Below are 25,396 nucleotides of genomic sequence, written 5' to 3'. Positions count from 1 at the left end.
AAGAGGTAACTATGGCAGAAAACAAAGACGAACAGCTCACCGATGAGGAGCTGGCACAGCTTCAGCTGGCAGAGGAGAACGAGAACGCCGTCGACCGTCTGGTCAAGGAGCTCGGCTGCCCCACGCGCCGCATCCGTCAGTTTGCCGCCCGCGTGCTGCACCTGCTTGCCGAGCGCGATCCGCAGCGCGTCGTGCCCTGCGTGCCCGCGCTGATCGAGGCACTCGACCGTCCCGAGGCTCAGACCCGCTGGGAGGCCCTCGATGCCCTTGCGGCGCTCGCCACCACCTGCCCCGAGCAGCTGGGCGATGCCTTTGAGGGCGCCGAGACCGCGCTGTTCGACGAGATTTCCTCCACGCTGCGCTATGCCGCCTTCCGCCTGCTGTGCGTGTGGGGTGCCACGAGCGTCGAGCGTTCGCGCGAGGCTTGGCCCATCCTAGACGAGGCTATCCAGTGCTACCACGGCGACCTCGAGTATCGCGACATGCTCGGTTGCCTGTACGAGTTTGGCCAGGGCGAGATCGACGCCGAGGTCGCCGAGAAGCTTGCGCTGCGCCTTAAGTTCGATGCCGAGAACGGCAAGGGCAGCTATCTCAAGGCCCGTTCGAGCGAGATTTGCGAAATGCTTGTTAAACGTTTTGGCCTGGATCTCTCCAAAAAGAAGAAGCGTGCTAGCGTTAAAAAATCTGACGACGCCGAAGACGAGGAGTAACAGATTATGGCGCACGATGTAGTCCTGATTCCCGGTGACGGTATCGGTCCCGAGATTACGCAGGCCATGCGCCGCGTGGTCGAGGCCACCGGTGTCCAGATCAACTGGAACGTCCAGGAGGCCGGCGCCGGCGTCATGGACGAGTTTGGCACTCCGCTGCCCCAGCACGTGCTCGACGCGGTCGCCGAGACCAAGGTTGCTATCAAAGGCCCCATCACCACGCCGGTCGGCACGGGTTTCCGCAGCGTTAACGTCGCCCTGCGCAAGCACTTCGACCTGTACGCCTGCGTGCGACCTTGCCTGTCGCAGCCGGGCGACGGCTCGCGCTTCCGCGATGTCGACCTGGTCATCGTGCGCGAGAACACCGAGGACCTCTACGCCGGCATCGAGTTCGATGAGGGCGCTGCCGAGGTCGAGGAGCTCTCGCAGCTCGTCGACCGCTCGGGTCAGAAGACCTTCGCCGCTGATTCCGCCATCTCAATCAAGCCCATCTCCATCGCCAAGAGCCGCCGCATTGTGGAGTATGCCTTTGAGTATGCCCGCCGCTGCGGCCGCAAAAAGGTGACGGCCGTGCATAAGGCAAACATCATGAAGGCGACCGACGGCCTGTTCCTGCGCGTGGCGCGCGAGGTGGCCGCCAGCTATCCCGATATCGAGTTCAACGACAAGATCGTCGACGCCACCTGCATGGGTCTGGTCCAGAACCCCAACGACTTCGATGTCCTGGTGCTGCCCAACCTGTACGGCGACATCGTGAGCGACCTGTGCGCCGGCCTGGTGGGCGGCTTAGGGATGGCTCCGGGTTCCAACATCGGTGCCGACTGCGCTATCTTCGAGGCAACGCACGGCTCCGCGCCCGATATCGCTGGCCAGGATATCGCTAACCCCACGGCCGAGATTCTGTCTGCTGCGATGATGCTCGATCACCTAGGCGAGAACGACCCTGCCAATCGCATTCGCGCCGCCGTATCTGCCACGCTTGACGAGGGCGAGCAGGTTACCGGCGACGTTCGTCGTGCCCAGACCGGCTCCGTTGAGGGCGCTGTGGGCACGCAAGCCTTTGCCGATGCCGTTATCGCGCACCTGGCCTAAGGTATGCACGCTGCAAACGCCTAAATAGTACTTAAGTGTTTGCGTATAACCTGAGAATCAATACGCCCGGCGCTCTGTCGGGCGTATTCTATTGCGGACTATGTTTCCTAACAAGGAGTAACTGATATGGGTCTGATTCAAAAGAAGGACGAGAAGGACGAGATCGACGGCATCCAGATCATCGAGCGCGGCGAAGGCCCCGACGGTGACGAGGACGAGAAGATCGACCTGGTCGCCGGTACGTCTGCCGAGCACATTGCCGCCGGTACGACGGCCGAGGAGGAGGACGCCCGCCTGGAGGCTCAGATTGCCGCGGATGCCGCCGACGAGAATCTGATGCCCGAGGAGCAGGATGAGGACAACGACTCCGACGTGGACGACCATGCATCCAAGCACAAGAAGACGATGATTGCCGCCTTTGTGGTTGCAGTCGTGATCGCTGCGGTGGTCGGCTTCTTTATCGGCAATGGCGGCTTTGGCAGCAAGGGCGTCGGCTCGGCGACCCTCACCGAGGACCAGCTCGATTCGACCGTTGCAAGCTACAGCTACAACGGCAAGAAGAGCGACATCACCGCGCGCGAGGCCATCGAGAGCCAGTACAGCCTTGATACCGTCAAGGATAGCGATGGCAACTACACCGCTCCTTCTGCCGACGTTATCCTGTCCTACGTGCGCAACAAGATCCTGCTCGACGCCGCCGAGGACGAGGGCATCACCGTCTCTTCTAAGGAGATGAAGAAGTACGCCGAGGATTCCATCGGCACTTCGGACTACAAGACCATGGCCACGCAGTATGGCGTGTCCAAGGACCAGGCCAAGCAGATCGTCCGCCAGTCCGCGACGTTGCAGAAGCTCTACAAGAAGAAGGTCGGCGACAGCTCCGCAAGCATGCCGACCGCCCCGACCGAGCCTTCTGACGGCAACGAGGAGACCGCGAGCAAGGACTATGCCGACTACATCATCAACCTTGCCGGCGACGAGTGGGATAGCGAAAAGGGTACCTGGAAGGACGCCGATAGCACCTACGCTAAGGCCTTCGCTGACGATGCCTTTACGGCCGATAGCGCTACCTATAAGCAGGCCATGACCGCCTATTACACCGCCTACCAGCAGTATTCCTCGCAGGCTTCGAGCGCCAGCTCCAAGTGGACCGAGTATGCTAACGGCCTCTACGCCAAGGCCAACATCAGCATCTACGGCCTGTTTGCGTAAAGAGTTGCACGGCTCATCGAGCATCTAGCCGATAGACAGCAAGTAGCCCGCCAGTACGGAAGTCGTTCTGGCGGGCTATTTGCGTTGAGAGCGTGATCGGCAGTTTAATTATGGCTATTCATCTTTAAGCCCAAAAAGGCTATCGGCTTCATCGTCGGATATATATTCCAGTACATCGCCCGGTTGGCAGTCGAGTGCCCGGCATATCGCGTCAAGAGTTGAAAAACGTATGGCAGAAACCTTGCCCGTCTTAATGCGTGACATATTGACCTGGGAGATGCCCACACGTTCCGCAAGCTCTTTGGATGAAATCTTGCGTTCGGCGAGCATGCGGTCAAGCCGCAGAATAATCATGGATTCCCCCTAGAGCAACTCGTCATCTTGTTTTTGCAGGATATACCCGTAGCGGAAGATGCTGGCAATCAGGCAAATAATCAGGCCTGCAAAGAGCATGGAGGGCTCGAATAACTGGCCGACGAACGCATCCGTAAAGCTGCCGCCAAATCCTGAGAGTATCATTCCCGTGATTACGGCGCCAAGAAGCCTCACGGCAACGCCGCCGATAAGGAATAAATGTCCTACTCGACGAAGTGTCTGGTTACATTCAAGGTCAAATGGCCTGCCTTCCTTTTCAATGCTGAAGAAAAGCCTGCGCACGCTTATCGCGATGGTAAGCGCGAGACATGTCATCAAGAGGCTCCCTATGGCAGTGTGACCATCGTGTGCGACGAGCATAAGTGGGGCCTGCGCATCGGTACCGACGATAGCAAGGCACCGCCCTTCGCCGGCTTGAAGTTCTACGGATTGGAGACACGAGCCTTGGGAGAGGCCAGGCAATATGAGTAGAAGGTCAATCGCAATGACTGCGAGGAACCCCAGAGCGAGCGCGGTGGTAATGCAGATCGTGGCCCATTTGCAGATGCGAGCGAGCTTCCTCAGTTTGGCTACCGTCTGTTCGCGGCTGATGGTTTCATTCGATATAGACGCGTTTCGATGGACCATAACCCCTCCAATCGGCGTTTTGGATGATACTTGTATCATATTAGAATTAACGATAAACGATAAATAATTACGGATACTGAGTAAGTAATGATTGAAAACGATTAGCGTGAGCTATTAGCTCATTTTGGGTGCCGGAGTTTGGCGCGTGGGGGATAAGGACAAATGCCAAAATTTCCTGTGATCGCGCAAGCGCTCCATCGGGTTCCCCTAATTCATATGGGAAAACAGCTGCAAACGACTGCAAATAACCGGTGAACGGTCAAAAACTACCGTTCACCGATAATTTTTAAACTGGTTCTAACTGGTATTAAGTCAAAAAGACCAATTCACAAATCTTCACAATGACCTGCATTTTTTCTACACGCCATTTTTAGCCACCCTGCGTTGTTTAGACACAGAAAAGGTTCCGATCTTTCGCTAAGTCATTTCGAAACGGTTTCAAAACCGTAGGTAGAAGTGTTAACGAGCGGTAAACGGTCGATTTATCGCCGTGAGCGGTGCAAAAACGTTTTACTGTATGAATCAACGAAAGCAACCTCTTCTGTGGTGATATAGTGACAACAACACGTCACATGGTTACTACCAGTTGAGAGACCACTGGTCTTCAAAGAACGCTTTCCAAGAAGCTTTAAGGGCGTCTGCCCGCTGGCTTCCGAAAACTATCGGACTCAGATTGTACACACCTTCGGAAGGGAAATTTGAATGGTTGGCTTTATTCTTACCGGTCATGGACAGTTCGCACCCGGCCTTGCAAGCGCTATCGCTATGGTCGCTGGTGACCAGCCCGCTTTTACCGTCGTTCCTTTCGAGGGCGACCAGGCTGCTTCCTACGGTGAGGATCTCCGCGCCGCTATTACCGCCATGCGCGAGGAGTGCGACGGCGTGCTCGTCTTTACCGATCTGCTTGGTGGTACCCCGTTCAACCAGGCAATGATGATTGCCCAGGATGTCGACAACGTCGAGATTCTGACTGGAACTAACCTTCCCATGGTTATTGAGCTTCTGTTCCTCCGCGGCAACGCCACGCTCGCCGAGCTTGGCGAGCAGGCCGTGACCGTTGGCCAGACGGGCATCACCGCTCAGACGGTCGCCTCCGTGGCTGGTGCCGAGGAAGAGGATATCTTCGGCGACGAGGACGGCATCTAATGGCCGATTTCGGAGCTAGCGTCCTGAGCTCCTCGGTCGCTCTTTTAGGTCTTCTTGCCATCATGGGTGTGATTTACACCATTTGGTCTCAGATCAACATGAAGAAGAAGCAGAAGTACTTCAAAGAGCTGCACACCGAGCTCAAGCCGGGTCAGGAGGTCCTTTTCGCCGGCGGTATCTACGGAACCGTCAAGGGCATCGAAGGCGATAAGGTCCAAATCAAAGTCCGATCCGGTGCCGTCGTAGATGTTTCGCGTTACGCGATTCAGGAGATCAAGTAACTGTCGTCAGCAATCAACGAAAGGAAGCTGATCAACATGGCAGAACCCAACATTCTTCTTACCCGCATCGATAACCGACTGGTTCATGGTCAGGTTGCCACCCAGTGGAACTCCACCCTGGGCTCCAACCTCATCCTCGTCGCCAACGACGACGTGTCGACCAACACCATGCGCCAGAACCTCATGAAGATGGCCGCTCCCACCGGCGTCGCTACGCGTTTCTTCTCCCTGCAGAAGACCATCGACGTCATCGGCAAGGCGAGCCCGCGCCAGAAGATCTTCATCGTGGCCGAAACACCGGAAGACGTGCTTACGCTCGTCAAGGGCGGTGTGCCTATAAAGAAGGTAAACATCGGCAACATGCACATGTCGGAAGGAAAGCGCCAAGTCGCCACCTCCGTCGCAGTTAACGACGAGGATGTCGCTGCGTTTAAAGAGCTGCAGGAATTGGGGGTGGAGTTGGAGATCAGGCGCGTTCCGAGCACGCCTGTTGAGGACACGAGCAAGCTCTTCTCGTAATCCTCGTGATCCACGTTGTCAGGAGTGAAACCCTGACATTCTGTACGTGATATCCAAAGTGCGTACATACATTTTGAAAGGAGGAGCAAGATGGAATACACGATCTTCCAGGTCGCTCTGGTCTTCATCGTCACGTTCGTCGCGGCAATCGACCAGTTTAACTTCCTCGAGTCTCTCTATCAGCCCATCGTCACCGGCGCCGTCATCGGTCTTATCCTTGGCGACCTCAACACCGGTCTTCTCGTGGGTGGTACTTATCAGCTCATGACGATCGGCAACATGCCGATCGGAGGTGCTCAGCCGCCTAACGCCGTTATCGGCGGCATCATGGCAGCCATTCTCGCTATCGCTACGGGCCTCGAGCCCAACGCGGCAGTCGGCCTTGCCATTCCGTTCGCTCTGCTTGGTCAGCTCGGCGTTACCCTGGTCTTCACGCTTATGTCGCCGCTCATGTCCTCCGCGGACAACATGGCTCACAACGCTGACACCAAGGGTATCGAGCGTCTGAACTACTTCGCCATGGCTCTGCTCGGCCTGATCTTCGCTGTCGTCGTCACCCTGTTCTTCATCGCTGGCGCTACCATCGGTCAGACCATCGCTTCCGCCATCCCGACCTGGCTGCAGACCGGTCTCTCCGCTGCAGGCGGCATGATGCGCTTCGTCGGCTTCGCCGTCCTGCTCAAGGTTATGATGAACCGCGATATGTGGGGCTTCTTCCTCATGGGCTTTGGCCTCGCGCTCATCACCGTTGCCAACGATTCTCTGGCAACCCCTGCCCTGCTCATCCTCGCTCTCATCGGCTTCGGCATCGCTTTCTGGGACTTCCAGCAGCAGACCGAGCTGAAGGGTGCAGCTGTTTCTGACGGAGGTGACTTCGAAGATGGCATCTAATGAGTATGTGATCCCGGAGCACTACGAGGATCTCACTCCTGCTCCGCAGCTCGACCAGAAGACCCTCAACAAGATGGCTTGGCGCTCCTGCTTCCTGCAGGCCTCGTTCAACTACGAGCGTATGCAGGCTGCTGGCTGGCTCTACTCCATCATCCCCGGTCTGGAGAAGATCCACACCAACAAGAACGACCTCGCGGCTTCCATGAGCCACAACCTGGAGTTCTTCAACACCCACCCGTTCCTCGTCACCTTTGTTATGGGTATCGTGCTTTCGCTCGAGCAGAACAAGGTTGACATCCCCACGATCCGCGCCGTCCGCGTTGCCGCAATGGGCCCGCTCGGTGGTATCGGTGACGCTCTGTTCTGGCTGACGCTCGTGCCTATCACGGCCGGCATCACCTCCAACATGGCCATCAACGGCAACGCCGCTGCACCGATCATCTTCCTGGTGATCTTCAACGTCGTCCAGTTCGCTCTGCGCTTCTGGCTCATGAACTGGTCCTACAAGCTTGGCACCAGCGCTATTGACGCTCTGACTGCCAACATGCAGGCCTTCACGCGTGCCGCTTCCATCATGGGCGTCTTCGTCGTCGGTTGCCTGGTCGTCACCATGGGTGGCACCCAGATCAACCTCCAGATCCCCAACGGCACCACCCGTGGCCTCTCCGCTACTACCGTGATCGTCTCCGAGAAGGAGGCCGAGAACTTCACCGGTATGGAGGGCATCGATACCGAGACCGCTGAGGCCGGCACCATCGCCATGACCGATGAGGACGGCAACGCCCTCACCGCTTCCGATGCCGACGGCAACGCTGTCGAGTGCGGCGTCACCGATCTGGGCAACGGCATGGAGTCCGTTACCTACGGCACCGTCACCGAGGATCCGGTCAACTTCTCCGTTGCCGACACCCTCAACACCATCGTCCCGAAGCTCGTCCCGCTTATGCTTACGCTGCTGCTTTACTACATGTTCGCTAAGCACAGCTGGACCCCGACCAAGGGCATTCTCCTGCTCTTTGTCCTTGGCATCCTGGGCGCTGGCCCGCTTGGTCTCTGGCCGAGCATCTGGTAAGGCTCTAGCTTGAGGGGTGTGTCCCTACGCGGCTCACACCCCGACCCCTTAAGCCATGTGTATGTTAAAAGCCGCGTGCTCGAAAGAGCGCGCGGCTTTTGTTTTCTTGATGATTCGGGTGTTGCGGACTGATAATGCTTAACACCCTAGGTAGTTAGCCGAATTCGAGCAAAAGGGAGGATAGGATGGCGATCGGAGCGCGTAAGCAACCGCTGTACGATCAGCTGGTCGATATTCTGACCGAAAAGATTGACCATGAATATCGCGCCGGTGACATGATTCCTTCCGAGCGCGAACTTTCGGAGCGCTATGGTCTCTCGCGCACTACGGTACGCCTGGCTCTGCAGGAACTGGAGCGTTTAGGACTGGTGGTTCGGCAGCACGGTCGCGGTACCTTTGTGACCGACCGTTCGGCAAAGGCAACCAATCTTATGCAGTCCTACAGCTTTACTGAGCAGATGCGCGCGATGGGTCGCGACCCCGAGACCACGATTCTCGAGTTTTGCGAGATGGAGGCCGATAAGAATCTGGCCGAGCATATGGGATTGCGTATCGGTGATCGCATTTTTAAGCTTAAGCGCCTTCGTTCTGCCGACAACATGCCCATGATGGTCGAACGCAGCTATCTACCGGTTCGTCAATTTCTGTCCCTAAAGCGACCGCTGCTGGAGCGTAAGCCGCTTTACGATGTGATTGAGCAAGACTTTCAGCAAAAGATACGTGTGGCCGAAGAGGAATTCTATGCGAGCATAGCCCGTCCCACCGATGCCCACCTTTTGGGAATTGTCGAGGGCTCGCCCGTGCTCGATTTGGTCCGTACAACGTATAACGAGTCAAACGAGGTTGTGGAGTATACGCTCTCGGTTGCTCGTGCCGATCAGTTTAAATACAAGGTTTATCACCAGCGCAACGTTTAGCGCCTCCAGTGTTTTCATGTGATGATTCTTTGCATTTAACTGGTTACTACCAGATAACCAACCGAAGTGTATAATTGCACGTCAGAGGATTACTTCTAGAGAGAGGTATTAGAAATGTTCGAGAAGAGTGTCGAGGAGCTCACCGAGCTCGGCGCCCAGATCACCACGGCCGAGATTGCCCAGCAGCCCGAGCTTTGGCGTGATACGCTCAACATCTACCGCGAGAACAAGGAGGCCATCGAGGCCTTCCTGGCCGAGGCTCGCGCCATGGGCGAGGGCCGTCTGTCCGTTGTCTTCACTGGTGCCGGTACTTCTGACTACGTGGGCGATACCTGCGCTCCGTACCTGCGTCACGCCGGCAACACTGATCTCTACGACTTTAAGCCCATCGCCACGACCGACATCGTGAGCGCTCCGCGTGACTTCCTGCGCGCCGAGGATCCCACACTCGTGGTTTCCTTCGCCCGTTCCGGCAACAGCCCCGAGAGCCTTGCCGCCGTCGCCGTTGCCAAGGAGCTCGTCCACAACGTCAAGTTCCTCAACATCACCTGCGCTCCCGAGGGCAAGCTGGCCGTCGAGTCCGCCGATGACCCCAATGCGCTGACGCTGCTCATCCCGCGCGCCAACGACAAGGGCTTCGCCATGACCGGTTCTTACACCTGCATGACCCTGCTCTCCACCCTCATCTTTGACGAGGCTTCCGATGAGCAGAAGGCCGAGTGGGTCGAGACCATCGCCAAGATGGGCGAAGAGGTCATCTCCCGCGAGCCCGAGATCGCCGATTACCTTGCCGGCGACTTCAACCGTGTGACCTACCTGGGTTCTGGCTCCTTCGGTGGCCTTGCTCAGGAGAGCCAGCTCAAGATCCTCGAGCTTGCTCACGGTCTGGTCGCTACTTCCTACGACACCTCCATGGGCTATCGTCATGGACCTAAGTCCTTCGTCGACGATAAGACGCTCGTCTTCGTGTTCGTCAACAACGACGCCTACACCCGTCAGTACGACATCGACATCCTCAACGAGATCGGTGGCGACGACATCGCTCAGCATACCGTCGCCGTTCAGCAGGATGGCGCCACCGTCTACGAGGGCGAGTCCTTCACCTTTAAGGGCTACGAGGCGCTTCCCGAGGGCTACCTTGCTCTGCCGTTCGTGATGTTTGCCCAGGCTATCAGCCTGCTCAACTCCGTGCGCGTGGGCAACACGCCCGATACGCCGAGTCCCACCGGCACGGTCAACCGCGTGGTTAAGGGCGTGACGATTCACCCCTTCACCGCTTAATCGCGTCCCCCTGTAAGGGCGCCCGTCCGCTCATAACGGCGGGCGGGCGCTTTTTGTTTTTACATGAGCTGGGTATAAGCAACACCACAGTCAACTGCTTTAGAAGCAAGGAGTGCATATGAGCACGTACGCAATTAAGGCTGACAAGTTCTTCTTGCCGGCAGGTCCGCAACTGGGCGGCTATCTTATGGTCGAGGATGGCGTCTTTGGCGCTTGGCAGGCCGACGAGCCCTCTTGCGAGATTAAGGACTACACGGGATCGTGGATTGCACCGGGCATGGTCGATACTCACATCCATGGCTTCTACAACCACTCAACTACCGATAACGATCCCGAGGGCATCGATATCAGCTCGACCGAGCTCGCCCGTCGCGGTACCACCAGCTGGCTGCCCACGACGTTCACCGATGGCGTTGAGCAGATCAAGGACGCCTGCGCCGCTATCGCCCAGGCGGACGAGGGTCGCGGCCCCGACTTCTGCGGTGCACGCATTCAAGGCATCTACCTGGAGGGCCCCTTCTTTACCATGAAGCACGTGGGCGCGCAGAATCCCGCTTACCTGATCGATCCCTCTGAGGAGGTTTTCGATCAGTGGCAGGAGGCTGCGGGCGGTCGCATCGTTAAGAGCGCCATGGCAGCCGAGCGCGACGGAACCGCTGCTTATGCGGCTGCTCTGAACGCCAAGGGTGTGGTGACCAGCATCGGTCACTCCGACGCCACCTACGATGAGTGCATTGCCGCCATCAACGCCGGTGCCAGCTGCTTTACGCATACCTATAACGGCCAGCGCGGGCTGCATCACCGCGAGCCCGGTGTCGTGGGTGCTGCCATGTCCACGCCCGAGACCTACGCCGAGATCATCTGTGACGGCAAGCACGTAAACCCTGCCGCCATCAAGGCGCTGCTGCAGGCAAAGGGCTGGCAGCACACGGTGCTTATCACTGACTGCCTGGGTTGCGGCGGCATGCCCGAGGGCAGCTACACCAGTGGTGGCATGGACGTCATCATGAAGGACAACCTGTGCTGGCTCGCCGACGGCAAGAGCATCGCCGGCTCGGTGCTCACGCTTGCCCAGGGTGTCAAGAACATCGTCGACTGGGGCATCGCCAGCGCCGATATCGCCATTCGCATGGCAACCGAGGTGCCGGCACGCTCTGCGCACATCGAGGATAAGTGCGGCAGCATCATGCCGGGTCGCGACGCCGACTTTGTCGTGTTCGACCATGAGCTCACCCTCGTCGAGACGTATGTTGGCGGTCAGAGCGTCGGCAACGCCTTTACCGAGTAACGATAGAAAAAGACGGCGGGCCCGAATCTGCTCGGACCCGCCGTATGGGTTAAACGCTCAAAAGCACCTTAACAGTTACAGCTTGTTAGCGATCTTCTTTGCCGTGCGCTTAACGCCGGCCACCAGACCTCCCGCAGGATGCTCTTTTTCGTATGCCAGACGCTTCTCGCGCTTGGCATACTCTTCGACGATGATGTCGCCGTACTCATCTTCGATCTTATCGAAGAAATCGACAGCGCCCTTAATTTCCTCGGCGGTCGGGTGTCCCTTCTGAACGCCGCCCGTGAGTTTGAACGGGCCCCACGTATCAAAGCCGGTGCAACCGTAGACACCCATAAAGATTGCCTGCCTCATGCGGCAGATGCCATCGATATCCTTGCCGTACCACTTGTTTTTGCCGCCGTAGGTCATCAGGCCAAACACCTTGTCCTGCGGTTGCAGCACGTTGGTGAGCACACGTGCCATGTCCTTGTCGATCTCGGAGTAATAGATGCCCGTGGCGACGCCGATCAGATGGTATTCGTGCAGGTCGGGGTACTCGTTTTTACCGAGTGCCTTTACGTCGAGGGTATCGATTTCGGGATGTGCCTCGACAATGGCGTCCACGAGCTTTTTCGTGTTGCCGTGGTGGCGCGAGGCGTAGAGGATGATGGTTCGCATAAGAAGGCCTTTCAGCTGTAATTGCATCAATGTCTGTATGGTACCCCGTTGCATGGCTGGGATACCGGACGCATCGATGAACGTGCGGGTTTGTCCTTTGGTCAGGGCCGAGACGGGTTCTTGCGAGCAAAAAGTAGTTGTTCGAAAGGATGGGCAATGGAATACGCTCTCTCCAACGATTCGATTTCTATTAAGGTGTCCACGGCTGGTGGTTCGTTTACCTCGATTGAGGCCGGAGGTCGAGAGTACTTGTGGCAGGGCGATCCTGCAGTGTGGTCCGGCCAGGCGCCGGTCTGCTTTCCGATTTGCGGAGGCCTGCGCGATGGTAGCGCCATGACGTTTGCCGGGCATCACGTGAAGCTCGCCCGCCACGGCTTTGCGCGCAAGCAGGAGTGGAAACTGTTGAGCCAGAGCGAGAACGAGCTGGCGATGTGCCTGGCTTCGGAGGATAACGCCGCACTGCTGAGCGATTATCCGTACCCGTTTAAGCTTGTCGCTCGTTATACGCTTGAGGGGGATGCCGTGCGCGTCTCCTATGAGGTGACCAACGAGGGAACCGAGGACATGCCGTTCTTTATTGGCGGTCATCCCGGCTTTAGGTGTCCGCTCGATGAGGGCGAGGCCTATACGGACTACGAGTTGCGCTTTGAGAAAGACGAGGCTGCGGAGCTCTGCACCGCCGTTCCCTCGACTGGATTGATTGACGTGGCAAACCGCTCCAAGAACCCCATGGTGGGAAAGACGCTGCCCCTGTCGCACGAGCTCTTCGATTTTGCGGAGACCATCTTTGATGTGCTCGAGAGCCGTCAGGTCACGCTTTCCAAGAAGGGCGAGGACAAAGGCGTTCGCCTGAGCTTTGAGGGTTTCCCGTATCTCATTGTGTGGAGTAAGCCCGAGGGCGATTTTGTGGCAGTTGAGCCCTGGGGCGGCCTTTCGACCTGCTCCGATGAGGACGACGTACTTGAGCATAAGCGCGGCTGCCTTGTCGCCAAGCCCAAGGAGACCATCGTTCGCTCGTTCACGATTGAGATTCTGTAATTCCGTTTTGTCGACTCGTATCGCGAGGCACAAGGAGCCTGCGAGATAAGGAGCTAAAAATGATCCTCACCGTTACGATGAACCCGTCTGTCGATACGCGCTATCAGCTCGATGAGCTCGTTATCGACGACGTCAACCGTGTGACGCCCGAAAAGACCGCCGGCGGCAAGGGCCTCAACGTGGCCCGTGTGCTGGGTCAGCTGGGTGACGACGTTGTGGCAACCGGTCTGCTCGGCGGCCACATGGGCGCCTACATGGCTGAGCTCATGGACGCCAACGGCATTAACAACGACTTTGTGCCCATCAAGGGCGAGACTCGCATTTGCCTCAACATCCTCCACGCCGGCAACCAGACCGAGCTGCTCGAGAGCGGCCCGACAATTGCCCCCGAGGAGCTCGATGCCTTTACTGCCAAGTTTACCGAGCTTGCAGGCAAGGCCGACGTCGTCACCATTTCGGGTTCGCTGCCCCGCGGTGTCGAGGCAGACTACTATGCCAAGATTACGGGCATTGCCGAGAACGCCGGCGCCAAGGTGTTGCTCGATACCTCGGGTGCTTCGCTCGAGGCCGCCCTTAAGTCCGAAATTAAGCCCGAGCTGGTCAAGCCTAACCTGACCGAGATCAACGGCCTTCTGGGCACGAGCTTTACCACCGACGATGTGGACGAGCTCCGCGCCGCGCTCGCCTCTGACGCCCGCTTCTCCGATATCCCCTGGGTCGTCGTGTCCATGGGCGCCGCCGGTTCCGTGGGCTTCCATAACGGCCGTGCGTTCCGTGCCAAGACCCCCGATATCCCCGCCGTCAACGCTACGGGCTCTGGCGATTCGACCATTGCCGGCTTCGCACATGCGATTGCTGCCGGCGCCGACGATGAGACGGTGCTGCGTACCGCCAACACCTGCGGCAAGCTCAACGCCATGGATCCCATGACCGGCCATCTGGTCATGGATCGTTGGGACGAGGTCTACAACGGCGTTGTCGTGACCGAGCTGTAGGAGTTTGGGTTGCGGCCTCGGCATCGCTTGCTAGCTCATGTCGACGATAAGTGCAGTAGCATTATGCCGGGGCGCGACGCTGGCTTTGTCGTGTTCAGTCCCGACCTTACCCTGGTCGAGACGTATGTGGGCGGCAACAGCGTCGGTAACGCGTTTATCGAGTAGCCGCCAAAGAAACGATCCGAGAGGGGATTTAGATGATTTACGGTGCATTGGGCGATATCGAGGAGTACCGCGGAATGCTCAAGGGCCTCGACGTGCTGATCGACTGGCTCGAGGAGAACGACCCGGCGCAGCTCGAGGTCGGCAGCCATCCGATTCTGGGCGACAAGGTCTTTGCGAACGTCATGGCTCCCACGACGCGTCCGGAGGCCGAGGCCCACTACGAGACGCATCAGCGCTATCACGACCTGCAGATCGACGTCGAGGGTCGCGAGGCCTTTAAGGTCGCCACGGGCAGCCTGACGCTGGTCCAGGAGTTTGACGAGAAGGACGACTACGATCTGGTCGATTCCGACGCCTCGATCGCCGGCGATCTTGCCGACGATAAGTTTGCGCTGTTCGTTGCCGGCGAGCCTCATATGCCCACGCTCGAGTTCCCGGGCGATGGCGCGCAGCCGGTCAAGAAGATCTGCTTTAAGCTGCTTGCAGACGCTTACTGGGAGGAGTAGCGAACTGCCTGGCAGAGCTATTCGTCTGATGGCGTGATTCCCCTAGGGAAATCACGCTAGGACCCCGCTAAACGTGTTTCCCTAGGGGAATCACGTTTAGCGGGGTTTTCTGTTTTTGAATAGGGAAGCCTCATTTATTTGCGAAGAACATCGGCTAGCCGCAGGATTGAAATCATCGACCGATAAGTGAGTTCCACTTTTTCGCCCGCAAGCAGTCGTTTCGAGCCAATCTCATCTAGCCCCACAAGCCGAGAAAACAGCGGGCCGCTCATCGTGCCATCGTCAATTGATTCCCTTATGGTCTTCAAAACGTCCGTATCATGAAGCGATGCCGAGCTGTAGGGGGCAACACGAGCGGAACTCTCAATTAACGACGAGACAAAAGGATGGAGATGCTTTGGACATAGTCCATCAAACACCACATCCCCATTGTCATCCGAGCCGACCAGGCGCCAAGTATAATGATCGACCCAGTCATCTCCGTCATAGATGACGTCCATGAGCAACTTCCCGTCTAGAGAGAAACCTATTTGGACATCGGGGCGCAAGACCGCAATCCATATCGGGCCTGCAGCAGCTCCAACCCAACGCACCACATAGGTTCCCTTTCGTACATGTGTATCAATCTGCCCCGAAATGCCGGTGAATGCAATTCCAGGCCCGTTTGTCGGATAGCAATCGACGTATTTTTGTTTTCCGCTCACAACCTTGTATAGATATATCGTTCCAGCAAAAGAGAAGGTATCGTGGCTATTTTAAATCTATATGACCAATTCGAGCCCTCACCATGGCAATTGTTGCAGCTGGGTTTCTTTTCATTAAAATTTCACTTTGGTAAATCCCCGCCCCCTAAGCATTAAATCCGAAGTCCACCGAGTGGGCGAATCGGCAACAAAAAAGCCGCCCGAAGGCGGCTATCTTGTGCAATGGAGCCAGCGACCGGGCTCGAACCGGTGACCCCCGCTTTACGAGAGCGGTGCTCTACCAACTGAGCTACGCTGGCGGCCATGTGGTGACGCAACTGAGGCGTCAACGGCTGTCTATGATACGGGACATCGCACATCCGTGCAAGTGTTCTGACGGCTTTTCTCACTTTAAATGCACTAATATTGGAGACGTGATGTCTCGCTCTTACGAGTCTCAAACAGAATGGGACTGCCATGGCTCAACCCAAGATCCTTCTCACGCGTATCGATGACCGGTTTATTTACGGGCAAGACGTCGAGCTGTGGAACGAGGCTATGGGTTCCAACCTCGTCCTAATCGTCAACGACGAGATTGCGGCGGATTCGCGCCAATGGGCACCCATGAGGGCGGCGGCGCCAGAAGGCGTTTGGACGCGGTTTTTCTCGGTGCAAAGGACCATCGACATCATTCATACCGCAACGCCGCGCCAATGGATTCTCATCATGGTGGCGTCGCCCGCGGATGCGCTCGCGCTGGTCAAGGGCGGTGTGCCCATTACCAAGATCAGTATCGGTCACATGCAAGCAGGGGAGGGCAAGCGTCCCGCGACGCCCACAGTTGCCGTAGACGACACAGACGTCGCCGCCTTCAAAGAGCTGCAAGAACTCGGCATAGAGCTTGAAATCCGCTCCCTCCCCAGCTCCAATCCCGACCCCATCGGCAATCTGTTCAAGTGATCCCTTGGGGACGGAGGAAAACGGATCATTTTGCCCTTGCGAGGGATGCGAGCGATGCCGTCTGTCAAAAACTATGTCCATTTACTACGTTTGATCGGCTATCGCCGAGCATGTCGAATTTGAGAAAAACAAAACTGCAGGTAGACGGCTCGAGAGTTTAACAAAAACGGGTGCATGGTCGAGCATCCCAGGCTAAACGTAGTAAATGGGCATAGTTTTGATATGTCACTCATACAGTCACAGCGAAAACAAGCCCAAAAGATGAAAAAGCGCCCGTCGGCGGTGGTGCCGGCGGGCGCTGCTGTACGATATGTTGCGTTGTGGGCTTAGTGCCTCATAAAGTGGTATTCGATCACATTGCTGTAGGGGTGACCCGGGCCCACAATGCCCTGCGGGAACAACGGCTGGTGCGGCGTGTCGGGGTACATCTCGGCCTCGAGAGCAAAGCCGGCGCCCCAGCCATAGTTAGCATCGTCCTTGGCGTGCTCGTCGCCCAGCCAGTTGCCGGTGTAGAGCTGCACGCCCGGGGCGGTGGTGTAGTAGTCCAGCTCACGACCGGTCCACATCTCCTCGACGTGCAGGGCGCGGCGCAGATTGCGGCCGTACTGATAGCCATCGATGCACAGACAGTGATCGTAGCCACGGGCCTGCTTAATCTGCGGATCGTCGGTCTCCATGCCAGGCGCGACGGGGCGCAGCTCGCGAAAGTCAAACGGCGTGCCCTCGACCGGAGCAATCTCGCCGGTGGGGATGTTCCGCTCGTTGATGGGCAGGTAGTGGGCAGCGTTGGCAACAAAGAAGTGCTCGCAGTCCATGCCGGCGTTATGGCCGGCAAGGTTAAAGTACGTGTGGTTGGTCATGGACACGTAGGTGGCGCGGTCGCTCTCGCAGCCGTATTCGATACGGAAGCGGCCGGTGCGTGTCACGGTAAACACGGCCGTAAAGGTGCGGTTGCCGGGCAGGCCCAGCTCACCGTCCTCAAGCGAGGTGGTCATGCGCACGGCGTTATGGACCTCGTCGAGCTCAACATCCCACACGCGCTTGTGCAGACCATGCTCAAGATCGCTGTGCAGGTTGTTGACGCCTTCGTTGGCTGGCATATGCCAGTCCGTGCCGGCGATGGTGATCGTGGCGCCCGCGGTGCGGTTTGCCACGGGGCCGATGGTCGCGCCAAAGCAGGCGGGGTTGTCAAAGTAATCCTCGAGCTTATCGAAGCCCAGCACCACATCGCGCACGTTGCCAGGGATGTCGGGTACGTCGATGCCCAACACGGTAGCGCCATAGTCCATAATGCGAACGCAGATCTCAGGCCCGTTGAGGGTGTAGCGATGAACGGGGGTACCGCACGGCGCGGTGCCGAAAAGCTCGGAAGTGATCATTTGGTTCCTAACATCGAGGTATTCCGACAAACTGTAGCGCGAACACGCGAGATTATCACTACACCCCACTAAAGCAGGGGGTATTTTTCTCAAAAAAGTGATGATTGGAGCTGTGCGGGCGTTCATTTTTTACGCGCACGAGTCTGATACAATTTGTTCGTTACTGTTTGAATTGACGTGAGCGTGGAACAGCGAGGACTCATCGTGATTAAAGCGGAGCGACAGGATAAGGTTCGGCAGCTGCTCGAGGAACAGGGAACGGTCTCGGTCAAGGAGATTTCGGATGCGTTAGGTGTCTCGGATATGACGATCCGCCGTGATCTTGAGGAGCTTGCGAGCCTGGGCGAGATCGAGCGCGTGCACGGCGGAGCCCGCAGTGCGCAGGGCCGTCCACACGCTATGCTGCGCCATGAGTATTCGCACAGCGAAAAGCGCACCAAGCATGCCGAGGAAAAGCTGCAGATCGCGCGCCGTGCTGTGGAGCTTATCGAGGAGGGCTCGACCATCTTTTTGGGTACGGGCACCACGGTTGAGCAGATGGCCTCGATGCTGCCGGCGTTTCGCCTGCGCATCGTGACTAATTCGCTTTCGGTGTTTAACCTGCTCGAGGCGCGCGAAGATTGCGACCTGTGCCTCGTGGGCGGTATGTACCGTCGCCGCACCGCCGCTTTTGTGGGGCCAACGGCTGAGGATACCCTGCGTGCGCTGGGCATCGATGCGGCGTTTATCGGCGCCAACGGCATCTTGGACGGTGACGTATCTACGTCCAACATGGACGAGGGCCGTATCCAGCAGCTCGCTTTTAGCAAAGCAGACTCGCGCTATCTGATCGCCGACTCCAGCAAGATCGGCAAGCGCGACTTCTACACCTTCTGCCGCCTGGACAGCCTGGACGCCGTGGTGTGCGAGCCGGGTATTACCGCCGAGGACCGCACTGCCATCGAGGAGCACACGCAGGTCATTTGCTAGCTAGCGCAGCAGGAGATACTTCTGCCCTCTGCCGGCGCCTTCAACTGTAGCCAGGCCCGTCTCAACGAGTTTTTTGAGGATGCGAAGTAGCTTCGAGCGGCTAAAGGTAACTTTGGCCGCAAGCGCACTTGTCGATTGGGGATGCACTTCACTCAGCAGTTCAAATACGGTAAGATCGTCGCCTTCGAGCCCGGGGTTATCCATGAGTAGGGGAAGTGTGACCACAATAGCGTTGTCCGAAACTTGAAAACGAGGCTTTTTGATGCTGTCTTTATAGGTGTCTCGAATTCGCATAATGCCCGTACCGAATGCCTCGATAAGGCCCAGGCGCAAAAAGACTTCGGCAAGAATGCGGTTACGCCTAACGGACAGCATATCGGACAGGTACTCATCGACAGTCATGCTTGCCGGTAATCCGCCGGGTGAGGCGACTTCTACCCGGTCGTCGAACATCGAGATGCGGATGTGCGCTGGTACATCCCAGGTCCTATGAACGATTGCGTTGGTTATTGCCTCACGGAACGCCTCAAGTGGAATGGGCTCCTTGCGGATTCGCTCCATTCCCTTGATCTCTTCGTAGCAGTACTGAGCTTCGAATAGCTCAAGAGCACTGTCAATTTCAGTTAAAACTGATGCATGCTCAAGGGTCTTGCGCTGCTTAATGAGGTTGATAGTGTCACCAAACACTGCAATGTCGATGCCTGGGAAGCCGTTCTCGTCCGCGAGCAGCTCTGCTGCATTATTGTAGGTCCCGGTCTCATCGAGCAGGCCGAGGGTTTTGAGAGTGTCGGTTGTGAACGACTGAAGCGCTAACTTTGCAGTTAGACGATTCTCTAAAACGGTGAAAGATAGATCTTGCTTGCTTGCCGGGAGCTGTTCAAAGGAGAGATTCTGACCCTCGAGCACAAGGCGCGAAAGACCTAGGGTATCAACTGGTATAGTCGCTGTGTCATTGCGCTTGTACGCCTTCGAGCGGTATAGATAAGGCTTCGATCTGCCGGGAAAGACCGTAAGCTCAACGGTTGCATCGGGCTCGTTGATTTTTAGGGAGTAATCGGGCTGGGGGATGATCGAATCGTTAATCTTGTTTTCGATATCCAAGCAGGTCTGCTTGGGGTCATCGAGGCCAACGATTTTTCCGGCGTCGTTAATTCCAAATAGGACACGCCCGCCCGTGTTGTTTGCATAAGCGGAGACGGTTTTGAGGAACGAATTGGTGACGCTTTCCTTGAACTCAAGATCCTTTGTCTCTTGCATCGTAGTGCTCCGTTTCGCTTTAACTTGACATGAAATATGACACGTAAAACTTTACACGTCATTTTACGCGTCAAAATTATGACACGAAAAAAATTGCGTGTCATTTTACGTGTTAAAGTGACGTGAAATGACACGCAAGCGCGAATGCATTGGCATTCTAAAAAAACGGAGTTTGTAAGTCTGGGGCTTGATTGGGCTAACGCATGGAATTAACCGTATTTTCGAACACGCTTTCGGTATCATTTCGGCATTAAAGGATACCGAAAGTGTGTTCGTGATACCGATAATAATAAGGAAAGAGGAGCGCTTCGTAGCTGCCTGGAAAGTGAGGATTTGACCATCTGGTTGTCTCGATCTGTAACAACTAGGCGGTCAAATGCTCGTCAGATGTTACAGATCGAGATTTTCTGCCTGGCCGATTCCGTTTGTCTCAATCTGTAACAACTGGGACCGAAAAGCTCGGCTAGATGTTACAGATTTAGATCTTTCGGTCTGGGCGTCCTGTTTGTCTTGATCTGTAACAGTTAGGACCGAAAACCGCTGCTAGATGTTACAGATCGTGATAAACGAGCCACTCCGGCCGCGCCAAAAACAAAAAGGCCGCATGCGAACCCGTGGAGGGATTCGCATGCGGCCGACAAGGGGTATGTGGCTGAAACTAGGCCATGAGCAGACCGGTCTCCGCGATGTTCTTGTACCAGTACGCGCTCGCCTTGGGATAGCGCTTCTGGGTCTCAAAGTCGATGTAGAACAGGCCATAGCGCTTGTTGTAGCCGTTGGTCCAGGAGAACTGGTCCTGCAGCGACCACACAAAGTAACCGTCGACGTTCACGCCGCCGTCGATTGCCTTGAGGATCCACGCGAGATGCTGACGCATATAGTCGATGCGAGGGGCGTCGTCGATAAAGCCGTCCTCGAAATCGTCCTTATAACCCATGCCGTTCTCGGTGATGTAAATCTTCTTGTAGTTGGGGTAATCGTTCTTAATGCGCAGCAGCAGATCGTACAGGCCCTCGGGATAGATAATCCAGTCCCAATCGGTGGTGGGAACGCCTTCGCGCACGCATGACTCGCCAACGCCCTTGAGGAACCAGCGCGAGGATCCCTTGTCGCCGGTGCCATTGTGGTTGATGTCGTTTTCGCCCTCGGCGGCACGCAGGAACTGGCACTTGTAGGTGTTGACGCCCAGGCAATCGTTGTAGGGGAGCGCGGCGGTCAGCGCGACGATGTCCTCGTCACGAACGTCGAGCTCGCCGCCGGCGATATGGGCCAGCTTGGTCGCGGCCTCCATGGTGTCGGCTGCATAGTGGCCGCGGAAGGTGGCGTCGAGTACCCAGCGGTTGTTGATGACGTCGGCCATGCGAGCTGCCTCGCAGTCGGCGGCATTGTTGGGGTCGAGGGGATACTTGGGCTCCAGGTTCTGGACAATGCCGATCTCGCCCTCAAAGCCGCCCTCATGGAAGGCGACGACAGCCTTGGCGTGGGCCACCATCATGTTGTGCATGAGCTGGAAGGCCTTGTCCAGGCGGTACTTCTCGCCGTGCGGCCAGTTGCCGACGATAAAGCTGCCCTCGGCGGTCGCGGGAATCTCGTTAAAGGTAAACCAATGCTTGACCTCGGTGAACTCGGCAAAGCAGAACTTGGCGTACTCGACAAAGGCGTCGATCGTCGTGCGCGTCAGGAATCCCTCGCCGCCGTTCTGGTAGAAGGCCTCGGGCGTATCGAAGTGATCGAGCGTGACATAGGGGATAACGCCAGCTTTGTTGCAGGTGGCAAAGAGCTCGTGATAGAAGGCGACGCCCTCGGGGTTAATCTCGCCGGTGCCACTGGGGAAGATACGGCTCCAAGCGATGGAGACGCGAATACCGTTGATGCCGAAGTGCTGGCACAGGTCGATATCGACCGGATATTTGTTGTAGAAGTCGCTTGCAGGATCGGGGGAGAAGCGACCCTGAGCAGCCAGGAAATCGTCCCAGGGCACTTTGCCCTTGCCGTGCGTGCGCGTCTCGCCCTCAACCTGGTAAGCGGCGGTGGCGCCGCCAAACACAAAGCCGTCGGGGAACTGCATGGGGTTGTTCATGAGTCATCCTTTCTGTGGGATACGAATAGGGAGAGGTGCCCGAACCGGGAATCCGGGCACCAACAGAGGGAGGAACTAGTCGAGGTTCTCGCGGAGCCACTTGATGGCGCCAGCGGGGTCGCGAGTAAGGTCGATATATTCCTTACCGCGGGGAGCGAGCAGCTTAATACCCAGGCGATCGGTGTCGGCCTTCATGTCGTTGTAGTAGCTACGAACCTGCGGGGCGAGCACGATAACGTCGTACTGATCCATGATGGCAGTGTGCTGGCCATAGGCGCCTGCGGAGGAAGCGATGTTCTCTCCGGTCTGCGCAGCACCTTCCTTGATGGCGTTGGCGAGCATGGCAGAGGTACCGGCGCCGGCGCACAGGACGAGGACCTTCAGGCCATCGACATCCTTCTTGGCGGATGCATCGGCAGCGGGCTCGGGCTCGGGCTGATCGGCGACAGGCTTGCTGTCGGCGGCGGCAACAGTCGTCTCGACGGAAGCGGTAGCCTGCTCGACAGCGGGCGCAGAGGGCTTGGCGGCGATGACAGCGGCACCATTGGACTCGAGACCCAGCTCGGCGGCGCGCTCGGCCTCCTGGTCGCAGAGCAGCTTATCGTATGCCTTCAAGAACGGCAGGTAGATGATGGCGTCCAGCAAGATGATAATCGCGACAAATACCAGGGCGATAAGCTGGAAGTTTGTGGTGATGAAGATGCCGATGGGGGCGGGGGTAGCCCAAGGCACCACGAAGGAGAAGCCGTTCATGCCCACGTTATCGATAAAGAACTTGGCAACACTCACGTTGACGCAACCGGCGGCAACAAAGGGGATGAGCATGTAGGGGTTAAGGATCATCGGCGCGCCAAAGAGCAGCGGCTCGTTGACGGCGAAGGCAACAGGAACAATCGAGGCCTTACCGACGGCTTTGAGCTGCTTGGACTTCATAAAGAGAATCAGCAGAAGCGGCACGATGAAGGTGGCGCCGGTGCCGCCGAACTCACCCACGAGCGACATGTTAAAGGTGAGGGAGTGGGCGGGGTGACCACCGGCCAGCAGAACCTGCAGGTTCTCGGCCTGGTTGGCAAGACGGATGGGGTCGATGCCCGGCTGGACGATCGAGGGGCCGTGGACGCCGATGAACCAGAAGAACGCGGTGGCTGCCTGGATAAGGATAAGGCCAGGATAGGTTTCTGCAGCGGTAAAGAGCGGGGAGAGCAGTTTAATAAGCAGCTCGGAGAACGGAACGCCCATGAGGTTGCGCACGACGACATCGATGATGCCGCAGATGATGACGGCGCCGCCAAAGGGGATGATGTCGCGGAAGTTCTGAGCGATGGCGCCCGGGACCTCCTTGGGCAGCTTAATGGTCAGATCGCGCGAGACGCAGAACTTATAGACCCACACGGTAATGAACGCGGCGATATAGGCCGAGAACAGACCGCGCGTGCCCATGCTGGTGCAGTCGAAGACCGAAAGCTCGGAGCCGTTGAACTTGGTGGTGAACTGCGTAACAGCGAGCAGCAGCATGCTGCACTGAGCGGCCACCATGGTGGAGCCGTCGTTGAGTACCTTGCCGGCGGGCATGCGACGGTTCATGGAGGCCGTGAAGTTCTTGGCGGTGGTGCCGGCAACCATGATGCCCATGACGCCCATGGTGAAGTTGTACAGCTTATTGCACCAGTCGATGAGCGGCTGGGGCAGCGTGATGCCAACTACGCCAGGAAGGGTGGCGATCAACAGAAAGATCGAAGAGGTGAGGACGATGGGCATGCACCCAAGGAATCCGTCCTTAATGGCCTGGAGGTAGATGTTCCTCGAGATCTTCTCAAAGAACGGTTGATGCTTTTCGAGCATCTTTACGATGGCGTCCATAGAGCTCCTTTGCTGCTTGATGCGCGATGCATGTGGATGGAACTGGTCGTCGATGGATGGTCAGGACTGCCCGGAAACCTTCCTGCTTAAGGAAGGCATTGCGAAATGACAACGTAGGACATTTCGTTAATGACAACGTAAGACATTTTTGGAAGAGCAACAAGGATTTACAGGTGAACGGTCGATATTGTCCGATAAACGGCTGATTTGTCAGCGGGCAGGTAGTGTATGCTAGAACGCAAAAAACAAGCAATACAAAACCGACTGGAGAAGTAGTGGCAACGATGGACAAGAAAAATGTCTCAATGAATGATGTGGCAGTTGCCGCGGGCGTTTCTCTCAAGACGGTGTCGCGCGTGATCAACGAGCCCGATAGCGTGCGCGAGTCGACGCGCGATAGGGTCCATGCCGCCATGGAGGCGCTTGGGTTCCGGGCGAACTTTGCCGCGCGTTCACTCAAGTTGGGCCGTTACGGGTGCATCGGCGTGGTGATGTTCCACTTGTCGGGCGGCGCCGTGGACATGATCGACGGTATCGCCGATGCCGCCGAAGAACGCGGCTTTGCGCTCACGATGATCAAAAAGCGGGCTGGGGAGAAGATGACCCTTGCCGAAGCGGCGCGTAGGATGTCGCAGCTTCCCGTCGACGGAATGATTTTCAACCTGCGTCAGATGGTCGATGACTTTGATACCTTTGAGGCGCCGAAAGACCTCAAGACGGTGATTATCACACCGATGGAACATCCTACCTGCTCCACCGTCAGTGACGACCAAGAGGGCGGCGCGCGCATGGCGTGCGAGTACTTCTTGAACCACGGGCATAAAAACGTGTACTTCGTCTCTGGTAAGAAAGAGTCGCTGTCGAGCCAGTGCCGTATGAAAGGTTGGCGTGCGGCACTCGAGGCGCGTGGCATTGAGCCGCCCGAGCCTCTGCAAGGCGATTGGAATGCGGATAGTGGCTATGCCGCGGGCCTTGTGCTTGCCGATAAACCCGATTGCACGGCGGTCCTCGCTGCTAACGACTGCATGGCAAACGGCGTGATGATGGCTCTACGAGACAAAGGGCTCAGTGTGCCCGACGACGTGTCCGTGATCGGCTTCGACGATGAGCTCTACAAGACGATTCCCAACTCGATTCTGACGTCGGTGAAGTTTCGCCACCGCGAGCTGGGCATCCGTGCACTTAACGAGGTCGTTTCAGGTCTGGAAGCCCCGAGCTCCAGAAGCCGTACGCTTGTGTCGGGCGTGCTGGTCGAGCGTTCCAGCGTGAAGGACCTGCGGGCGTAGACGTGCTCGGCCTGCTCGTCTAAATCTGTAACAGGTGGGACCCGAAAACTCGGCTAGATGTTACAGATTGAGATGAACAGGAGGACGGGTGCGGTCTAAACAAAATGGCCCGCGCATCACACATCGATGCACGGGCCATTTATTGTC

The 25,396-nt window shown here is 57.2% G+C and carries 25 protein-coding genes and 1 tRNA gene; 17 read left to right on the top strand and 9 right to left on the bottom strand.

The features are described from left to right. Nucleotides 1-11: 11 nt before the first annotated feature. The 3 genes from PMX60_RS04275 to PMX60_RS04265 all read left to right on the top strand — a co-directional run bounded on the left by PMX60_RS04275 (nucleotide 12) and on the right by PMX60_RS04265 (nucleotide 3,014). The gene (locus tag PMX60_RS04275; RefSeq protein WP_117654918.1) at nucleotides 12-710 is read left to right on the top strand and encodes a hypothetical protein; all 699 of its coding nucleotides are present in this window, start codon (nucleotides 12-14) and stop codon (nucleotides 708-710) included. 6 nt (nucleotides 711-716) lie between these two features. Beyond that, a complete protein-coding gene (locus PMX60_RS04270; RefSeq protein WP_271747013.1) occupies nucleotides 717-1,802 on the top strand; it encodes an isocitrate/isopropylmalate dehydrogenase family protein in 1,086 nt (361 codons plus the stop codon). A gap of 126 nt (nucleotides 1,803-1,928) precedes the next feature. Then, the gene (locus PMX60_RS04265) at nucleotides 1,929-3,014 is read left to right on the top strand and encodes a hypothetical protein (RefSeq protein ID WP_271747012.1); all 1,086 of its coding nucleotides are present in this window, start codon (nucleotides 1,929-1,931) and stop codon (nucleotides 3,012-3,014) included. A 114-nt stretch (nucleotides 3,015-3,128) separates the two neighbouring features. Here the strand turns inward: PMX60_RS04265 and PMX60_RS04260 are convergent, their stop codons facing one another. Together PMX60_RS04260 and PMX60_RS04255 are read right to left on the bottom strand one after the other, a co-directional pair. Continuing rightward, nucleotides 3,129-3,368 (bottom strand): helix-turn-helix domain-containing protein, encoded by a 240-nt coding sequence (locus PMX60_RS04260; RefSeq protein WP_118388347.1) that lies wholly within the window; start codon nucleotides 3,366-3,368, stop codon nucleotides 3,129-3,131. 9 nt (nucleotides 3,369-3,377) lie between these two features. Next, the gene (locus PMX60_RS04255; RefSeq protein ID WP_271747010.1) at nucleotides 3,378-4,016 is read right to left on the bottom strand and encodes a DUF2975 domain-containing protein; all 639 of its coding nucleotides are present in this window, start codon (nucleotides 4,014-4,016) and stop codon (nucleotides 3,378-3,380) included. A 702-nt stretch (nucleotides 4,017-4,718) separates the two neighbouring features. Between PMX60_RS04255 and PMX60_RS04250 the strand changes: the two genes are divergently transcribed. The 8 genes from PMX60_RS04250 to nagA all read left to right on the top strand — a co-directional run bounded on the left by PMX60_RS04250 (nucleotide 4,719) and on the right by nagA (nucleotide 11,411). Then, nucleotides 4,719-5,162: a PTS sugar transporter subunit IIA domain-containing protein gene (locus tag PMX60_RS04250; protein ID WP_117564748.1), complete on the top strand. Its 444-nt coding sequence runs from the start codon at nucleotides 4,719-4,721 to the stop codon at nucleotides 5,160-5,162. Continuing rightward, the gene (yajC, locus tag PMX60_RS04245) at nucleotides 5,162-5,443 is read left to right on the top strand and encodes a preprotein translocase subunit YajC (RefSeq protein WP_271747009.1); all 282 of its coding nucleotides are present in this window, start codon (nucleotides 5,162-5,164) and stop codon (nucleotides 5,441-5,443) included. Before PMX60_RS04250 ends, yajC begins: the two co-directional genes overlap by 1 nt. Nucleotides 5,444-5,479: 36 nt before the next feature. After that, nucleotides 5,480-5,962, top strand: a complete 483-nt coding sequence (gene agaV, locus PMX60_RS04240; RefSeq protein WP_117640370.1) for a PTS N-acetylgalactosamine transporter subunit IIB — start codon at nucleotides 5,480-5,482, stop codon at nucleotides 5,960-5,962. A 90-nt stretch (nucleotides 5,963-6,052) separates the two neighbouring features. After that, nucleotides 6,053-6,853: a PTS mannose/fructose/sorbose/N-acetylgalactosamine transporter subunit IIC gene (locus PMX60_RS04235; protein ID WP_035137676.1), complete on the top strand. Its 801-nt coding sequence runs from the start codon at nucleotides 6,053-6,055 to the stop codon at nucleotides 6,851-6,853. After that, on the top strand, nucleotides 6,843-7,925 hold the full coding sequence (locus PMX60_RS04230) for a PTS system mannose/fructose/sorbose family transporter subunit IID (RefSeq protein ID WP_022094609.1): 1,083 nt from the start codon (nucleotides 6,843-6,845) through the stop codon (nucleotides 7,923-7,925). Before PMX60_RS04235 ends, PMX60_RS04230 begins: the two co-directional genes overlap by 11 nt. Nucleotides 7,926-8,110: 185 nt before the next feature. Beyond that, on the top strand, nucleotides 8,111-8,842 hold the full coding sequence (locus PMX60_RS04225) for a GntR family transcriptional regulator (protein WP_271747008.1): 732 nt from the start codon (nucleotides 8,111-8,113) through the stop codon (nucleotides 8,840-8,842). A 114-nt stretch (nucleotides 8,843-8,956) separates the two neighbouring features. Next, on the top strand, nucleotides 8,957-10,123 hold the full coding sequence (locus tag PMX60_RS04220; RefSeq protein WP_148346300.1) for an AgaS family sugar isomerase: 1,167 nt from the start codon (nucleotides 8,957-8,959) through the stop codon (nucleotides 10,121-10,123). 118 nt (nucleotides 10,124-10,241) lie between these two features. Then, nucleotides 10,242-11,411, top strand: a complete 1,170-nt coding sequence (gene nagA, locus PMX60_RS04215; RefSeq protein ID WP_271747007.1) for an N-acetylglucosamine-6-phosphate deacetylase — start codon at nucleotides 10,242-10,244, stop codon at nucleotides 11,409-11,411. A gap of 75 nt (nucleotides 11,412-11,486) precedes the next feature. Here nagA and PMX60_RS04210 read toward each other — a convergent pair whose 3' ends face one another. Beyond that, on the bottom strand, nucleotides 11,487-12,071 hold the full coding sequence (locus tag PMX60_RS04210; protein WP_271747006.1) for a flavodoxin domain-containing protein: 585 nt from the start codon (nucleotides 12,069-12,071) through the stop codon (nucleotides 11,487-11,489). 156 nt (nucleotides 12,072-12,227) lie between these two features. Between PMX60_RS04210 and PMX60_RS04205 the strand changes: the two genes are divergently transcribed. The 3 genes from PMX60_RS04205 to PMX60_RS04195 all read left to right on the top strand — a co-directional run bounded on the left by PMX60_RS04205 (nucleotide 12,228) and on the right by PMX60_RS04195 (nucleotide 14,775). Then, a complete protein-coding gene (locus tag PMX60_RS04205; protein ID WP_271747005.1) occupies nucleotides 12,228-13,109 on the top strand; it encodes an aldose 1-epimerase family protein in 882 nt (293 codons plus the stop codon). Between the two features lie 59 nt (nucleotides 13,110-13,168). Then, entirely contained in the window at nucleotides 13,169-14,104 is a 936-nt protein-coding gene (locus tag PMX60_RS04200) for a hexose kinase (protein ID WP_117756831.1), read from the top strand. Between the two features lie 197 nt (nucleotides 14,105-14,301). Next, entirely contained in the window at nucleotides 14,302-14,775 is a 474-nt protein-coding gene (locus tag PMX60_RS04195; protein ID WP_117654927.1) for a NanQ anomerase/TabA/YiaL family protein, read from the top strand. Nucleotides 14,776-14,909: 134 nt separating this feature from the next. Here the strand turns inward: PMX60_RS04195 and PMX60_RS04190 are convergent, their stop codons facing one another. After that, nucleotides 14,910-15,275: a hypothetical protein gene (locus tag PMX60_RS04190; protein WP_271747004.1), complete on the bottom strand. Its 366-nt coding sequence runs from the start codon at nucleotides 15,273-15,275 to the stop codon at nucleotides 14,910-14,912. 427 nt (nucleotides 15,276-15,702) lie between these two features. Continuing rightward, a tRNA-Thr gene (locus tag PMX60_RS04185) sits at nucleotides 15,703-15,778 on the bottom strand. A 157-nt stretch (nucleotides 15,779-15,935) separates the two neighbouring features. Here PMX60_RS04185 and PMX60_RS04180 point away from each other — a divergent pair. Continuing rightward, entirely contained in the window at nucleotides 15,936-16,418 is a 483-nt protein-coding gene (locus PMX60_RS04180; RefSeq protein ID WP_271747003.1) for a PTS sugar transporter subunit IIB, read from the top strand. Between the two features lie 326 nt (nucleotides 16,419-16,744). Here the strand turns inward: PMX60_RS04180 and PMX60_RS04175 are convergent, their stop codons facing one another. After that, the gene (locus tag PMX60_RS04175; protein ID WP_271747002.1) at nucleotides 16,745-17,797 is read right to left on the bottom strand and encodes an aldose epimerase family protein; all 1,053 of its coding nucleotides are present in this window, start codon (nucleotides 17,795-17,797) and stop codon (nucleotides 16,745-16,747) included. Between the two features lie 204 nt (nucleotides 17,798-18,001). Between PMX60_RS04175 and PMX60_RS04170 the strand changes: the two genes are divergently transcribed. Beyond that, on the top strand, nucleotides 18,002-18,766 hold the full coding sequence (locus PMX60_RS04170) for a DeoR/GlpR family DNA-binding transcription regulator (RefSeq protein ID WP_271747001.1): 765 nt from the start codon (nucleotides 18,002-18,004) through the stop codon (nucleotides 18,764-18,766). Here PMX60_RS04170 and PMX60_RS04165 read toward each other — a convergent pair whose 3' ends face one another. From PMX60_RS04165 to PMX60_RS04155, 3 genes are all read right to left on the bottom strand, one after another. After that, entirely contained in the window at nucleotides 18,767-20,023 is a 1,257-nt protein-coding gene (locus PMX60_RS04165) for an ATP-binding protein (protein WP_271747000.1), read from the bottom strand. It abuts the gene before it with no gap. Between the two features lie 658 nt (nucleotides 20,024-20,681). Then, a complete protein-coding gene (gene lacG / locus PMX60_RS04160; protein WP_271746998.1) occupies nucleotides 20,682-22,103 on the bottom strand; it encodes a 6-phospho-beta-galactosidase in 1,422 nt (473 codons plus the stop codon). A gap of 75 nt (nucleotides 22,104-22,178) precedes the next feature. Next, nucleotides 22,179-23,963 carry a PTS lactose transporter subunit IIBC gene (locus PMX60_RS04155; protein WP_271746997.1) on the bottom strand — a complete coding sequence of 595 codons (1,785 nt, stop codon included), beginning with the start codon at nucleotides 23,961-23,963 and terminating at the stop codon, nucleotides 22,179-22,181. 284 nt (nucleotides 23,964-24,247) lie between these two features. Here PMX60_RS04155 and PMX60_RS04150 point away from each other — a divergent pair, with 284 nt between their 5' ends. After that, entirely contained in the window at nucleotides 24,248-25,249 is a 1,002-nt protein-coding gene (locus tag PMX60_RS04150) for a LacI family DNA-binding transcriptional regulator (RefSeq protein ID WP_271746996.1), read from the top strand. Nucleotides 25,250-25,396 lie beyond the last annotated feature (147 nt).

The sequence above is a fragment of the Collinsella aerofaciens genome, assembly GCF_028206995.1.
Classification (GTDB): domain Bacteria; phylum Actinomycetota; class Coriobacteriia; order Coriobacteriales; family Coriobacteriaceae; genus Collinsella; species Collinsella aerofaciens_AQ.
Note: the sequence above shows the minus strand (reverse complement) of the source record. Positions and strands in the feature narration are given on the sequence as shown.